The 14,305-nt window shown below is 50.6% G+C and carries 18 protein-coding genes and 1 tRNA gene; 9 read left to right on the top strand and 10 right to left on the bottom strand.

What is annotated here, in order from left to right:
• The 3 genes from IQ260_RS02690 to IQ260_RS30825 all read left to right on the top strand — a co-directional run.
• The coding region (locus IQ260_RS02690) for a DUF2232 domain-containing protein (RefSeq protein ID WP_193990607.1) at positions 1-511 on the top strand (511 nt) is incomplete at its 5' end.
• 22 nt (positions 512-533) lie between these two features.
• Entirely contained in the window at positions 534-956 is a 423-nt protein-coding gene (locus IQ260_RS30830; protein ID WP_228015423.1) for a nicotinate-nucleotide--dimethylbenzimidazole phosphoribosyltransferase family protein, read from the top strand.
• A gap of 57 nt (positions 957-1,013) precedes the next feature.
• Complete coding sequence (locus IQ260_RS30825) at positions 1,014-1,649, top strand: nicotinate-nucleotide--dimethylbenzimidazole phosphoribosyltransferase family protein (protein WP_228015421.1); 636 nt, start codon at positions 1,014-1,016, stop codon at positions 1,647-1,649.
• Positions 1,650-1,731: 82 nt separating this feature from the next.
• On the opposite strand, the gene IQ260_RS02680 is transcribed toward IQ260_RS30825, so the two are convergent.
• The gene (locus IQ260_RS02680) at positions 1,732-2,094 is read right to left on the bottom strand and encodes a hypothetical protein (RefSeq protein ID WP_193990604.1); all 363 of its coding nucleotides are present in this window, start codon (positions 2,092-2,094) and stop codon (positions 1,732-1,734) included.
• Positions 2,095-2,749: 655 nt separating this feature from the next.
• Here IQ260_RS02680 and IQ260_RS02675 point away from each other — a divergent pair.
• A complete protein-coding gene (locus tag IQ260_RS02675) occupies positions 2,750-3,418 on the top strand; it encodes a hypothetical protein (RefSeq protein ID WP_193990603.1) in 669 nt (222 codons plus the stop codon).
• Positions 3,419-3,539: 121 nt separating this feature from the next.
• Here the strand turns inward: IQ260_RS02675 and IQ260_RS02670 are convergent.
• The 3 genes from IQ260_RS02670 to IQ260_RS02660 all read right to left on the bottom strand — a co-directional run bounded on the left by IQ260_RS02670 (position 3,540) and on the right by IQ260_RS02660 (position 5,930).
• Positions 3,540-3,610 (bottom strand) — tRNA-Cys (locus tag IQ260_RS02670).
• Positions 3,611-3,714: 104 nt separating this feature from the next.
• A complete protein-coding gene (locus IQ260_RS02665; RefSeq protein ID WP_193990602.1) occupies positions 3,715-4,593 on the bottom strand; it encodes a fructosamine kinase family protein in 879 nt (292 codons plus the stop codon).
• A 35-nt stretch (positions 4,594-4,628) separates the two neighbouring features.
• On the bottom strand, positions 4,629-5,930 hold the full coding sequence (locus tag IQ260_RS02660; protein ID WP_193990601.1) for a M16 family metallopeptidase: 1,302 nt from the start codon (positions 5,928-5,930) through the stop codon (positions 4,629-4,631).
• 99 nt (positions 5,931-6,029) lie between these two features.
• Here IQ260_RS02660 and IQ260_RS02655 point away from each other — a divergent pair, with 99 nt between their 5' ends.
• Positions 6,030-6,716 (top strand): lysozyme, encoded by a 687-nt coding sequence (locus tag IQ260_RS02655; RefSeq protein ID WP_228015419.1) that lies wholly within the window; start codon positions 6,030-6,032, stop codon positions 6,714-6,716.
• A 48-nt stretch (positions 6,717-6,764) separates the two neighbouring features.
• On the top strand, positions 6,765-7,658 hold the full coding sequence (locus tag IQ260_RS02650) for a carbohydrate ABC transporter permease (RefSeq protein WP_193990600.1): 894 nt from the start codon (positions 6,765-6,767) through the stop codon (positions 7,656-7,658).
• Between the two features lie 35 nt (positions 7,659-7,693).
• On the opposite strand, the gene IQ260_RS02645 is transcribed toward IQ260_RS02650, so the two are convergent.
• The 5 genes from IQ260_RS02645 to IQ260_RS02625 form a co-directional block, all read right to left on the bottom strand.
• Positions 7,694-8,044 carry a BON domain-containing protein gene (locus IQ260_RS02645; protein WP_193990599.1) on the bottom strand — a complete coding sequence of 117 codons (351 nt, stop codon included), beginning with the start codon at positions 8,042-8,044 and terminating at the stop codon, positions 7,694-7,696.
• 226 nt (positions 8,045-8,270) lie between these two features.
• Positions 8,271-8,747 (bottom strand): 2-C-methyl-D-erythritol 2,4-cyclodiphosphate synthase, encoded by a 477-nt coding sequence (gene ispF / locus IQ260_RS02640; protein ID WP_193990598.1) that lies wholly within the window; start codon positions 8,745-8,747, stop codon positions 8,271-8,273.
• A gap of 39 nt (positions 8,748-8,786) precedes the next feature.
• Positions 8,787-9,503: a tRNA (guanosine(37)-N1)-methyltransferase TrmD gene (gene trmD, locus IQ260_RS02635; RefSeq protein WP_193990596.1), complete on the bottom strand. Its 717-nt coding sequence runs from the start codon at positions 9,501-9,503 to the stop codon at positions 8,787-8,789.
• A complete protein-coding gene (locus tag IQ260_RS02630) occupies positions 9,503-10,510 on the bottom strand; it encodes a tetratricopeptide repeat protein (RefSeq protein ID WP_193990594.1) in 1,008 nt (335 codons plus the stop codon). Before IQ260_RS02630 ends, trmD begins: the two co-directional genes overlap by 1 nt.
• Positions 10,511-10,597: 87 nt before the next feature.
• Positions 10,598-11,305, bottom strand: a complete 708-nt coding sequence (locus IQ260_RS02625) for an RNA polymerase sigma factor (RefSeq protein WP_193990593.1) — start codon at positions 11,303-11,305, stop codon at positions 10,598-10,600.
• A gap of 351 nt (positions 11,306-11,656) precedes the next feature.
• Here IQ260_RS02625 and IQ260_RS02620 point away from each other — a divergent pair, with 351 nt between their 5' ends.
• From IQ260_RS02620 to IQ260_RS02610, 3 genes are all read left to right on the top strand, one after another.
• Positions 11,657-12,238, top strand: a complete 582-nt coding sequence (locus tag IQ260_RS02620) for a VOC family protein (protein WP_193990591.1) — start codon at positions 11,657-11,659, stop codon at positions 12,236-12,238.
• Positions 12,239-12,310: 72 nt separating this feature from the next.
• Positions 12,311-12,769: a cupin domain-containing protein gene (locus tag IQ260_RS02615; protein WP_193990589.1), complete on the top strand. Its 459-nt coding sequence runs from the start codon at positions 12,311-12,313 to the stop codon at positions 12,767-12,769.
• A gap of 39 nt (positions 12,770-12,808) precedes the next feature.
• Positions 12,809-13,516 (top strand): hypothetical protein, encoded by a 708-nt coding sequence (locus IQ260_RS02610; protein WP_193990587.1) that lies wholly within the window; start codon positions 12,809-12,811, stop codon positions 13,514-13,516.
• A gap of 100 nt (positions 13,517-13,616) precedes the next feature.
• Here the strand turns inward: IQ260_RS02610 and IQ260_RS02605 are convergent, their stop codons facing one another.
• Positions 13,617-14,174: a hypothetical protein gene (locus tag IQ260_RS02605; RefSeq protein ID WP_193990585.1), complete on the bottom strand. Its 558-nt coding sequence runs from the start codon at positions 14,172-14,174 to the stop codon at positions 13,617-13,619.
• Positions 14,175-14,305 lie beyond the last annotated feature (131 nt).

Genomic DNA, 14,305 nt, shown 5'->3' with positions numbered 1-14,305 from the left:
GGTCTATCTGCGGTGGAACTCTCGCTCTGCCTGGATGACCACCCTAGTGTCCGGTTTACTCCTGGCTATCTTGATTGGCCCCCCCCGAAGTCTGCTCTTTGTTATTCCCTACGGTGTGCTGGGGGTTCAGCTCGGATATCACTGGCGACATAAGGCGTCTTGGCTGATTTCACTGCCTGTGGGGGCTCTGATTGTAACCCTAGGTATTTTTTTTCGGATCTGGCTACTGTCATGGATGGCGGGGGAAGACCTGTGGGGCTATTTAGTGGCCCAGGTGGTACAGCTGACCGACTGGATCACCAATCGATTGTTAGATTTTGGTCTACTGGGTTTGGGAGCCATTGGTCAATTGAGTCTTGGTACCATCCAAATTGCAGCCGTTGCGATGGTGTTCTTTAGCAGTGTTGTCTACCTGTTTACTGTGCATTTGACGGCTTGGATTTTACTGGAACGTATGGGGATTGCGATGCCACCTCCACCTCAGTGGGTACAGCAGATTCTCGATGAGTAATGCCCAGCCGAACTGCTCTCAAATGCAGACCCCTTTCGTAGCCCACCATACTAATCGGGCCGTGACCCAACGGTGGCAGCAGCGATATCAGGGACAGCGACCTTGCTATATATGCGTTCTTGGATTTACTGAAACGGCACTTGTGCCCGGTATTTCAGCGGCTGGCAATACACCCGAAGCCCGGATGCTGACGGCAGTGGCGGACGCTGAGTTTATCTATGATGGCCCCGGCACAATGCCTCAATACCCCCTACCTCCTTTGCAGGCAGGGATATCTCCGGCACTGCTCACACGGGCGGTGACCGCCGGTCAAGCTTGGCCCGTTTATATGTTTAATGCGGGGCTACCTTGCAGGCCTAGCATCCCGCACATCGATTTAGGGGGGGCGGTTGCTCACTGTGTGAGTTCCGGGCGGGCTCTGCTCCCAGATAAGGTGATGCAGTAGTTTAATGCCGGTCTTCACTGGGGGGATACCCTAGGGCGTCGTTTTGCTGGCAGTTATTTGGTGCTGGGGGAATGTGTTGTTGCCGGGACGACTACGGCCCAAGCTGTACTGACAGCATTAGGGTTTGATGTGACTGGTTTAATGGGTAGCAGCCATCCTACGTGTAACCATGGGCAAAAAACTGGACTCATTAAAACTGGCTTAACGGATTGGTCGGGGACTGATGATCAGCGATGTGTGTGGTCTGCGATCGCAGCTGTGGGCGATCCCATGCAGCCATTTGTTCTAGGTATGACCTTAGCCGCCAGTCACCACAGCGGTGTCCTTCTCGCTGGCGGTAGCCAAATGATTGCTATATATACCATGCTCCAGAGGTTAGGGACGCAGTACCCATGGCACTCAGATAATGTCGTCCTGGGCACAACTCAGTGGATTGTGAACGATGCTACTAGCCAATTTCTTGCCTTAGCCCACACCGTTCCCACTCCTCCCATCATGAGTAGTCAATTTTCATTCAAACAGTCACGCTATCCACAATTCACTATCTTTGAGCAAGGCTATGTCAAAGAAGGCGTAGGGGCAGGGGGATGTCTAATTGCAGGGCACCTGTACCAACACTGGCACCAAACTCGTACCCTACAAGCGATGGAAACCCTTCTAGAAAGATGTCTAAAAACATCGGCTCTGCCATAGTGATAGCCATAAAAGAACAGCTATACTCTGGTGCTCAGTTACCTATATGTCTTGTAGCGGGTTCCATGGCTTTGTTTGCGGCCTAGTGCGCCCGAAAAGCCAGTAGCTGCTCCTCCAATGCAGCAATCCGGTTGTAGGCAGCCGTCAATTGAGCCGTTAACCGCTGAACTTGAATCTCGGGTGACAGAGCCTGATTGCCCGTGAGCTGATCCAGACCAAAATGGGGCTCATCATTCAAAATATCCTTGTGATCAAAGGCCTCTTCAAGGCCATTAGCCACCATCCTCTCAGGGGGGCTAACCCCAAACTTGGGACGACCAACATCAACACTTGTATCCTGGCGCACCAATAGGTCAGACACCTTGCAATCAATTTGCTCTAGAAGCTGATGCAAAGTATCTACCCGATTGGATAAATGCGCTACTTTCTCTGGAACGATATCCATGGGCTAGCAGATTCTCAAATAACCCTTTCATCCTAAGAACGCCCAACCAATGAAGAGGCCTTATTACTTATTGATTTAACCTTTTGTTGTCAAGATCGAAATCATACAGAGATGAAATCAAAACGGTAGATTTCACTCTATTACTTAAATGCCGCAAGCTCTTCAGATGAAAATCGGGGGAATTCTATCAAACCATGACATACTGTAGCCGCAACTCGCTGAAGTGGTGTATTACTAGCAGTGCCGCTAACTCGATCCTGTTTACGCGTTAATTATGCGCTAACTTTAGAATCAATTTCCATTACTAGTGGGAACATCAGGTGTGCTGTACAAGGTCATGATGTACACTGAAGCGTACGTTTTTCAAGGGCTAATTTACTCAAAACTGGACTGTTCACTACATCTGAGAAAATCCACCTCTGGCTGGAGGTGTCACTCGAGTTGTGTGCGGTAGTATGGGTAAGCCTTGATAAATCTTGACATCATGCTCTCAATCGTATTTATAGGTGTAAGGCCATCAAGAACGTTGCTTCAAAGTCGAGTTAGGTCGCACACGTTTAGTTATCCGTAACAGATGCCAAAGGTTGTGACATCCATCCATCGTAGTCGTGAGCTGTTGGGGGCAGGTGTTTAATTAATGTCACCCAAATCGTCGATGACCGATACTACTGCGTTCGTAGCTGGGTGTGCTACGACCGGTGTGGCTGTCTTAGTTTTGCTACTAGCGCGAGTTGGGTTTCAGTCATCTTCACCGGCTGACAACGTTCGTTCTGATTCTGCTGCCTTAGAAACGGTAGTCCCGGTCCCTCAATCACCGCTTCAGACCATTGATGAGGGCCTCAGCGACGAGATTAAGCAAGAGTTAGATCGGCAGCGAGATTTAACTGCAAAATTAGAGAACCAGCTAGTTCAGCAAGAAATGCTGGCTCGAAATCTTGAAAATCAGCTCAAGCAGCAGCAGGAAGAAACGCGAGCAGTCCTTTCTCAGCTGCGGGAATACCAGCATTCAGTTGATACGCTTTCCTTACAGAATGGTCAGCTAGTGGCCGCCCAGTCAGAACAGGATAATAACTCTACTATTCAAACTACGCTGCTGTGGATTGGTGGTGGTCTGTTGTTGATTCTGGTTTGTGGAGGCGGAGCCATTATTCTTTGTATGGTGTTGGTATCTGGGCGTCGTCGCGAGGAGCGAACCGTTCCTGTTGTCTATCCTTTCCAGATGCCTGTACCGCCCACAGGCTATCGGTACTATGAGCAGGAATTTTTACCACCGCCTCCCGTGCGTCACAAACGAGCTAACGCCACTTATTACGATGTGGATTAGGGTGGACTATTAAGTCAGTGAGGGGAATTTTCTTCAACGATGCGTTGAGAACAGGCTCATCGAACCTGGTGAAGTTGCTCTCAAAAAAACAACCCACAGCTTAGTACTCAAAATCCTTCAAAGGCGGCACCCAGATTCGAACTGGGGATAAAGGATTTGCAATCCTCTGCCTTACCACTTGGCCATGCCGCCGAATTGCCGAACTTCAATATATCAAATTCTCGCCGCATTCCTACTTAGATTCATCGCCAAATCCGCTTTTTTCTGTGTTTGGAAGAAAAAGTCTGCACAAACGGTTATTGCACCTCTGATAGCAGCTGTTGAATCATGCGATTAGCCTGAGCCGCGTAACCACCGCCGAATAGGTTGAAGTGATTGAGGATGTGGTACAGGTTGTAAAGAGTTTTGCGGGTGGGATAGCCTGCTGAGAGTGGATAAACCGACTCATAGCCATCATAAAAAGCGGTTGGAAAGCTGCCAAACAGTTCTGTCATGGCTAAATCGACTTCGCGATCGCCATAGTAGGTGGCAGGATCAAAAATCACGGGCTCTCCTGCTGTTGTAACAGCTGCATTACCAGACCACAGATCACCATGGACCAAGGCCGGGATAGGATCGTGACCTGCCAGTAGATCTGGTAAGGCAGCTAGTAGCGACTGTTCTTGGGGAAAGGAACTACCGCGCCGCTTGGCTAAACGAAACTGATAGGCCAAACGCTGATCTCGCCAGAATGTGAACCAGCTTTCTTGCCACTCATTGGGTTGATGGGTTTCACCGATGGTATTGGCGCGATGCCAGCCAAAGCCCAGATCGCTGGAGACCCGATGCATAGCGGCTAAATTTTCACCCATCGTCCTCCAGGCAGTGCCTCTACCCCCCAGTTCTAACCATTCCATCACAATGTAGGAATTTGCCCCTGCTAGGCCGCAGCATAGCGGTCTGGGGACACGTATGGTTTGACTAGCATGCATCTCTTTAAGACCAGCCAGCTCAGCCTCAAACATGGCCAATTTACTGGCCTGATTGAGCTTGACAAAGAATGTGGTCTGGCCGTCACTGAGGCTGTAGGCCTGGTTGATGCATCCGCCACCGATGGAGCGTGTCTGTTCTGCCTGAAATGGCTGCCCCGTGACTCGACTAATGTGGGCGGCAATGTCGGACCAAATGTCAGCCATGGTTGCGTCCTGATATATCCCAATGCTATCAACACCTAATGAACTTCTGGATGCAGTCTCAGGGCTCCATAGGCTGTAACCGGCAAATAACGCTGCACGGCTGACTGGATACTGGCAGCATCGACGGTCTTAATTGCGGTGGGGTAGTTTAGCGCGTTTTTAATGTCCCCTGTCATGGCGTGATAGTAACCATACATACTGGCGCGCTCGCTAGACGTTTCATTGCCAAACACATAGCGGTTAGCAACTTGGGTGCGCACCCGACTCAGTTCAGCCTCACTCACTGGCTGCTCGTGTAAACGCTTTATGTGCTCTAGGACGGCTGCTTCGACGGTTTCTAGCTGCTCCACGGCCAAATTAGCGGAAATGTAGAACACACCCTGCTCACCATAGGTGATGTTGCTGGTGGAAATGCTATTGACCAGGGCGCGGGTTTCGCGTAAGTCCTGTATCAGACGGGCCGTACGACCTTGACCTAAAATCGAGGCCGCCACATCTAAGGCATAGGTTTCAGGTAGCTGTCTGAGCCCCGGTACCCGCCAGCTGAGCACTAATCGGGCCTGCTGCAGGGTGGCATCGGTGTAGTCGGCCCGAGCAATGGACTCAAACGGTGCCTCAGGGGTGTTGAGTGGGACGCCTTCTAGAGGCTCTGTGATGCTTTCTCGATGGCGGTTAGCTAGGGACTGCTCAAAGCTTTTTTCGACGGTGGCGATCAGTTGCTCCACGGGTAGATCGCCCACAACAACAGCGGTCATATTTTGAGGCTGATACCAGCGACGATGAAAGTCGCGCATTTGCTCAGCGGATAGATTTTCAATTACCGATGTCGGTCCTAGAACAGTGCGTCGGTAGGGCAGCTGCTCAAAATTTAAGGCCATCGAATGCTGAAATATGCGCCGTCGTGGATTGTCTTCTGAACGACGAATTTCTTCTAAAATAACGGGTCGCTCCCGTTCAAAGTCGCTGTCATGGAGTTTGGCATTGAGTAAAAGCTCTACCTGCAGTGGTGCAAGTTTGGCAAAATCCTTGGGAGCCGTAGTGATGTAATAGTGGGTGTAATCTTGGCTAGTGGCTGCATTGGTGATAGCTCCTCGCTCCTCAATCAAGCGTTCAAATTCGCCACATTGAAGCTGAGGGGTGCCCTTAAAGATCATATGCTCTAGAAAGTGGGCCATGCCATTAATGGCATCGGATTCCACCCGTGACCCCACCCGTAGCCAAATGTTGAGGTTGACAGCGGCGGTTGACATTTGTTCAGCAATGATGGTTAGACCATTGGCTAATCGTTTGACAACGGGATGGTTGGTAATTTCGGAGGGTGCTGACGTTGCAACCATGGGCAAACTAAAATTTCGTGATCATTCTCTTTCTTATTCTAGTCATCTAGATACAGTAAAGTCTGGGTAAAAATAACTAAGCAGGACAGAGCGATATCTATGGGTACTTGGATCAAGGAAACGGATAAGGCCATATATCTGATGCAGGGGGGATACTATATTTCCAAAATATCTAAGTACCCTTCTAAGTCAAACCCTAACGAGAGAGTGCTCAACATCAGCGGCATGAAATCGTGGTTTAGTCGCGCGGATTCACCCCGTGGGATGACGGTTTCCCAAAGCGGTCCCGAGCCTAAACCGCTGCCACAAAGGATTACAGAACCCCCTGTTTCTAGAACAAGGCAGACAAATTCTAGCGGTGTGAATTTGATCAAATCCTTTGAAGGTCTGCGGCTAAAGGCGTATCAGGATGCCGTTGGGGTGTGGACCATTGGCTATGGCACTACGCGGGGTGTGAAACCAGGTCAGGAAATTAGTCAAGCCCAGGCCGAGGCACTGTTAAAGACCGACCTCGCCCGATTTGAGCGGGATGTGAGTCAGGCTGTCCGAGTTCCCATCAATGACAATCAGTTTGCAGCCATAGTGTCATTTACGTACAACGTCGGCTCTGGGGCGATGCGAAGCTCTACACTGTTGCGCAAGCTCAATCGTCGCGATATCTATGGTGCGGCCAATGAGTTTCCCCGTTGGAATCGAGCGGGGGGGCGGATTCTAGCGGGACTTACCCGTCGGCGCAATGCGGAGAGGGCTTTATTTTTAGGACAGGACTATCGACGATTTCTATAGCGGGCAGGGCTATCTGCCGTTCATTGGGCGTTAATTTATGATGAGAAGATGACACGTCCGGTTCCCCGCTGGTTAATTCCCTACGCATTTTTGGCACCAGCCCTCCTGGTGCTGGGGTTAACCGTGTTTTGGCCTGCGCTACAGGCGTTTTATCTGAGCTTTACTGAGTATGGTTATGACATTACTCAGCCGCCGCTATGGGTGGGGTGGGACAATTTTGTGCGTCTGTGGCAGGACCAGAGATTTTGGCAAACGTTGAGGAATACCCTGGTTTATTTGGTGGGTGTGGTGCCTGTGCTTGCGATCGCACCCTTGCTACTGGCTATCCTCGTCAATCAAAGACTGCAGGGTATGAACTGGTTTCGAGTGGCCTATTACACCCCAGTGGTGATCTCCATGGTGGTGGCGGGCATCGCCTGGCGGTGGCTGTATGCCGAAACCGGCCTGCTCAACCAGCTGCTCACCAGTTTTACCGGGCAAGACATTCGGATTCCATGGCTGACAAGCCCAAACCTAGCCCTGTTTAGCGTTATGGCCGTCACTGTTTGGAAAGGCCTGGGCTACTACATGGTCATTTACCTGGCCGGATTACAGGGAATTCCTGGAGATCTTTATGAAGCCGCCGCCATAGATGGCTCCGATCGCTGGCGCAAACATTGGGATATCACGCTGCCCCTAATGACCCCCTACATGTTTTTAGTCGCCGTTATTTCCGCCATTTCGGCCACGAAGGTTTTTGAAGAAATTTACATCATGACCCAGGGCGGTCCCCGCAGCAGTTCTAAAACCGTAGTTTATTACGTTTATGAACAGGCCTTTGTCGATCTTGAAATGAGCTACGCCTGCACCATTGGGCTAGTATTATTCATCATCATCTTAGCGCTGTCCCTGGTGCGGTTAAAGGCCACTCCAAGCCAGGTGGATACCTTTTCTGAGGGATAGACACAGCACTGCCTGTTGGCCCAAAAGGCTATGGCCTAACAAGTTTCGGTAATTGAAACACCCTTGGTTTCCACCTCATCCACACCCTCTACCGATAGGGCTAACTCAACCACCTGATTCAATAACTTTGGAGAACCAACCTGGCCACTAAGAACGACTACACGTCCCCGCTGACGTACCTTCAATCGTCCCAGGGCAACATCCACATTGGTATTTAAGCAACGATATACCCGTTTGGATAACCCATAGTAATCAAACTCTCCATGCAGCCCTCTTCGTTCCGGAGGGATAGTGGAAAACCAATGATATTGGCCTGCGCCACTGTTGAACAGCTGGCAGGGCTGAGTAATTCCTTTTAGAGAAATCGCAATGGTTGAGCCATCCATAACGCCACCTTGGCACCCCTAACTCCGTTATCGTCAGACACGTTTTACTATTTCTCCAAACGCGACCTAAATACGTAGGGCGTCGCGGAGAGAGATGACAAAAACGCATCAGTTCATAACGTTTTTACAATGTCCGGATTATATTTTATAAATTCTAAAAAGTTTTTAGGGGGAATAGTGTGTCGCTAGAAACTTTTTAACACAATTGTCCTATATCTCTAACGAGTTATTGGGTTAGTAATACCACTGCATAGGCGGCTATTCCTTCTTCTCGACCGGTGGGGCCTAATTTTTCATTGGTGGTTGCTTTTATCCCTACTTGGTCAGGGGCTACGGTCAATTGTTCAGCCAGACGCTGCTGCATGGCTGCAATGTGGGGTTTCAGCTTGGGACGCTCGGCCACGACCACCGTATCTAAATTACCGATGGACCATCCTTGAGATTTGACCAGCTGATGGACTTGGTCCAACAGCACCAAGCTATCAGCTCCTTTCCATTGAGGATCGGTGGGGGGAAAGTAGTGACCAATATCGCCTAAACTCAGAGCCCCCAGCATGGCATCCATAATGGCATGGGTAAGGACATCGGCATCGCTATGGCCCAGCAGTCCCAGCGTGTGCGGAATGGTGACACCGCCTAGAATCAGGGGGCGATCGGGACCTAAACGATGGATGTCATAGCCATTACCAATGCGAATACCCATGGGAAGCTGCTGAAGTTAGGTGAATACTTGAGGCTGGGATTACGGTTGCCCAGACCCATGCTTATTTTCCCACTGCTGCTGCCAGCGGTCATAAAGATCTCGACGGCGTTTGCGGGTGCGCTCAAGCTGCTGCTGCTGTCGCCATTGGGCAATGGCCGCATGGTTGCCTGAGCGGAGTACGGCAGGTACTGTCCAGCCCCGAAACTCAGCCGGGCGGGTGTAGTGGGGATAGTCCAGCAGCCCGGCTTCAAAACTGTCGTAGTGTAAGGAGTCTCGCTTGGCGACGGTTCCCGGTAGCAGACGGATGACTCCGTTTAATAGGGCCAGGGCTGGAATTTCACCACAGGTCAAGACAAAATCCCCCAGGGACACTTCGCGGGTGACGACATTGAGAATGCGTTCATCAATGCCTTCGTAATGGCCACAAAGAATGACTAGCTGATCTAAACTTGTGGACCATTCCCAAAACAGGGGTTGGGTCATGGGCTCCCCTTGGGGCGTCATGAGTACGACCTCACGGCGAGGATGATGAGGCAAGCTTTCGAGAGCTGCCACCATCGGCGCAATTTTCATCACCATGCCGACGCCACCACCGTAGGGTTCATCGTCAACTTTATGGTGTTTGTCAGTGGTAAAGTCCCTTGGATTGGTAATGTGAACCTCAGCAATTTTCCGCTGGAGGGCTTTACCAATCAGCCCTGACTGGAGAGGGGATGTAAAAAAGTCGGGGAACAAACTGAGCAGATCAAACCGCATTAGTTGCTATCCTGACGGTCTGTAAAACTTAGCAACCGGTTAAAGAGTTCCACTTCGAGCTGGGTTTGGTCAAGTAACCGAGCTAATTCATGGGCGCGCTCGTACTGCTCTTGGGCTAGGGTATCCTCTCCGGTGGCTTCATAAAATTCCCCTAGTCGCTTAAAGGTGATCAAGCGGCCCCATGCGTTATCGGTGTCGAGGGTGAGGGCAATGCGTTCATCGAGATAGGAACGAACTTGGCTCCAATCGCGGCGGTCACTGTAGATCTCAATCAGACCGTCGATGGCCTGTAGCTGAGCGGTGGCATCCCCTGCGTCGCGACTATAGCTAAGACCTAGGAGGTAAGCCCCCAGAGCCCGATCCGGTTGATTATCGGCAAAATAGGCATCCCCCAGATTGTTATTGGTGTTGGCACGACCGATTAAATTACCGGTGCGGATGCGATAGTTCCCTGCCGTTTCGTAATAGTCAATGGCAGCCATATAATCGCCGGTAGCAGCGGCCAATAGACCCAGGTTATTTAAGGATAGGCCAATGCCTTCATAGTCTTGGATGCTTTGGGCAATGCTCAGGGCTTCTTGATAGGCCTGGGTAGCTGAGGAAATGTCGCCCTGCTGGAGTCTTAGGGTGCCTAGAGCATTCCAAGCAAAAATTTGAGTGTTGAAGTTTTGGTTGTCCCGCGAGATCGCAAGCTGACGGCGAACGGCTATCTCAGCGCTGTTATAATCCCCCAGCTGGACATGGGCACGGCCAATATTGGCATAAACCTGCTCTATCGCAGCGGTATCACCAATCTCATAGTAGAGTTCAGCTGCTCGACCCCAGGCCCGTAGTGCTGACTGGTAGTCAGCCTCAGCCGCCTGACACTCTCCCAGACGGAGAAGCTGATCGGCCACATCGCGCTGTTGGTAGATGGCCTCACGGTTGACGGGCTGTCGCAGCTGTTCATCAAGCGTGTCTTGAGCCTGGGTAGCGGGTATACCCACCAGTGTTATTGCAGCCGTCATGGCTACCCCGTACCAGAACCGAACTGTACCGTGCACTACCTAAACTCTCCCCAGCTTAAAAATGTGCTCTAAACGCGCTCTGTCTATTTATTGACCCTCTGGAGCTAGATTCGGCTGTTCCAAATCGAGATCCGACACATCTAATAAATCAGCCAGATCGTCTGGCAAATTCTCTGCAGCAGTTTTAGTATCCCCAAAGTAAATCGCCTGAATATCATTCGGTAATGCGGCACTTAACGAGTGTTGGGCATCGGTGAGTAAGGTGGCTACTGACTTGGGAGAAATACGCTGTCCCTCAGCCTGTAAATAAGCGGCAATCCGAGTGTTACTCCAGCGAAAGGTTTGGGCCATGACAATCACCAGCCGGTGTAGGGGCTGCAACCGATCTAGGGCCTGGGTAACATAACACCAAAGGGGAGGAGACGCCTCCTGCAGGCTGTAGTGAATCTCTTCCACATCAGGCAGGGCCGCTTGATTAATGCAGGCGGCTGTCAGATTAACCAACCAGGCTTGTAACGAAAAGTCTGCCGGGGGCTCAGCCGGTAAATCTAGACCGCTTAGCTCGTATAAAATGTGTCGCCAGGTCAGGGCAAACAGATATTCTGACTGTACGGTCGAGCGGGCTGAATGACGAATCAGCGTGTAGACCACCGGGCTATAGCGACAAAACACAGTGGTAAAGTACTTGCCCTCTTCAGGATGTTGCTTTATCTGTTGCACCAAATCATAGTCACTGTATTCAAACAGCGACTTAACGATGGCATGATCACACTCAGGAAAATTAGGAATATCCACAGTACTGCGAACGGAGCTCCTGCCAATTACCGGCACAATGGCAAACCGGTCTTAACCAGACTGAGACTACCGTATAAACAGCCATTACTATACCCAGGATGAGTCGAATCTTAAAGATTTGGCGGCAAATACTCGGTTGAAACTACCACCATTGATATCTGTACCAGATCGGTCCATCCCCTAACTCAGCAACGGCGTCCCCAAAGCCTTTCGGTAAAGGATCGGTTAACCCGGTAGGTTCCCACCAGTCAGTCGGTTTTACCCTTGATACACTAGGGGCAGCCACACTGTATTCTGACTGCTCTAATGCCAATCTAATGCCAAGAGCAGCACATTTCCCCAGATAACCCCATGGATTTTCCCCTCACCGTTTTTTCGCCATTTTTGGCTTCCATCTGGCAAGGGCTACCGCTGGATAGCCTGGTGTCTACCCAGGGCATCATGGTGCTCCTGTTAGTAGCCTACGCTGGTGCCATGTGGATGTTTTTGACCAGCGCTCCCAAAGTTCATACGGTGATGGTCTCCGATTTGGAGTTTGCCCGACGGTTTTATGAGGGCATGTTAGGGCTGCCTGAGGCCGATGTGCCGCTCCACTATTACTACAACTATGAGCAAACCTTGGGAACGGGGATGGATCCGATGATGGGCATGGGATCTGCGATGCCTCGCCCCATGGAGTCAGAGGCGGGCAGCCCTGATGGCCTGTGGTATCAGTTGAAAAAAAATACCCAGCTGCATGTGATCTCAGGGGCAAATCGAGGGCATAAAGATCGTCAACGCCATGTTTGTTTTGACCGAGATTGTCTAGAGCTACTGCTAATGCAGGTACAGACAAATGGTGTACGTCATAAAATTCGTCGTGAGCGACCGCTCAATTTTTTGGTCAAAGATTATGATGGCGAGGTCATTGAAATGGCCGAGGTCGCTGATTAGAGTCTGAGACGTTTTTCCGTAGAGACGTTCCATGAAACGTCTCTACACCGATTTTTTGGTATAGGTTTGCCCATGGTGATTGATCTTGCGACAGTGCCTGTGATTCAGGGAACGGGGTATCCAGAACCTTTTCGCTCTGCTGTGGCTGGGCGCTCCCGACAACGGTTAGGCAATGCTGCCGGACTTATGAATTTTGGGGTCAATCTGACCACGTTAGCGCCCGGGGCGCAGTCTGCACTACGACACTGGCACAGTCATCAAGATGAATTTATCTATGTGGTCTCGGGAGAGCTGGTGTTGGTGACTGATGCCGGAGAAACCTTACTAAAACCCGGCATGATGGCTGGGTTTCCAGCTGGAGTAGCCGATGGTCACCATCTGATTAATCGGTCTGGTGAGATCGCAACCTATCTAGAAATCGGCGATCGGACTCCTGGCGATCGCGCTGACTATCCCGACGATGATCTGCTAGCCTTACCCCAGCCTGAAGGTGGGTACTACTTTGCCCACCGTGACGGAGGGCCTTACTAGATGCCATCAGTAAAGGAGCAAAAAAGGAGCCAACCCGCCATGAGAGCTAGCCGCGCGATCGCTGGAGTGCTGCTGTGTGCGTTAGCTAGCTGTCGGTCTGCACCGCCCGCAGAGATACCGGCTGAACCTGAAAACCCATCCTCAAGTGAGTCAGAGACTGAGGCAGATGCACCGTCCTCCGAAAGTGCGCCACCTCCCCCCCCGACAAATTCCTATTTAGCACAGCTGCCCCCAGAGGCCACCAATCAGCTAGTGGATCTAGGTATCAATATTGTGATTCCCACCTATTTGCCCCCAAATATGACCTTAGCTAACTACGGGGTGGGTGAAAAAGAAGCTGGTGTCGGCGGTGGTCCCTACTATTGGCTGGTATATCGTGACGACCAAAATCGCTGTTTTTCCATTGAATACACGTCCGGCGGCATTGGTGGGATTTCCCTAGAAAACCAAGAGCCGCTAAATAACGACCTCTTTGACGATGACTACAGCCTCTACCATGGCAAATTTCCCAATGGTGATGTGGGTGAACTGCCTGAAAGTGATTTATTTACTGATTGGTTAGAGGGCGAGGATGGCTTTTACCGCTTGGTGGGGGCTGGCTTGGTCAATGCCCAAGACTATGGGCAAGGGGACTGCAGCAATATTTCGGTTAAAGAAGCCATCGCCGTGGCGGAATCCTTAAGCTATTTACCCATCGATATCAAAACGCTGGATTTGATCCCTCCCGCATCGGATCTGCCAGAATAGCTTGCCAGCATCAGGCTGCTATAGATAAAAAAAGACCCGCTCTTAGAGCGAATCTTTTTAAGGTGAAATCAGTAGATTAAAACGCCAGCTAACCAGACGCCTAGGACTTTTCAGCCGCAGGGGTAGAGCCCTTGGCGTCAGAGGAGGATTTTTCGGCAGCGGTTTTAGTATCTGCAGATTTAGTCTCTTTGGCAACAGCGTTCACCTTATTGATGGTCACTGTGGCTGGAGCCGGTGGGGTTTTAGCCACGGTTTTAGCTGCTGCCTTAGCAGGCTTAGGCTCTTCAGCCTTAGCAGGACGCTCAATTTTCTCTAAACCGAGCTGCTCACGCGCTTTATCTAATAAGAAATAGGCTCCGTTTTGGCTGACATCTAACAATGCTTTACCAGTAGCGGCGGCAGCTTGATTACCGTCATTAGTTTCCTCTCCCGCCTGTTGAGCTTGCCACCAGGTCCGAGCATTCTGCCCGGTACTAATGGCGGTATTGCTAAACCAAGCACCAAATACAAATACAGAGCAAATTAACAGCCAGCTCAGAAGAGCGACTTCCTTAATAATTTGTCCCGTCAGGACAAGAACATTTTTATAAGCGTCTGCTGTTTTGGGATCAAACAGGAGCTGAGATACCACAGCAGCCTGAGACTTAACGCGATCCATGGGATTACCTCATCTAAAACTTAATGAAAAACTTAATGAAACAATTGCAGCAGATATTTCACAGTAGAGCCATCCTACCGAAAGATAGATCTTACCTACTGGGACTGCGTATGTAGTCTTAAGCTTTTGCT

The organism is Leptolyngbya cf. ectocarpi LEGE 11479, from assembly GCF_015207065.1.
GTDB lineage: Bacteria > Cyanobacteriota > Cyanobacteriia > Phormidesmidales > Phormidesmidaceae > Leptothoe > Leptothoe ectocarpi.
The sequence above is the reverse complement of the archived record's forward strand: the minus strand, read 5'-3'. Positions and strand labels throughout refer to the sequence as shown.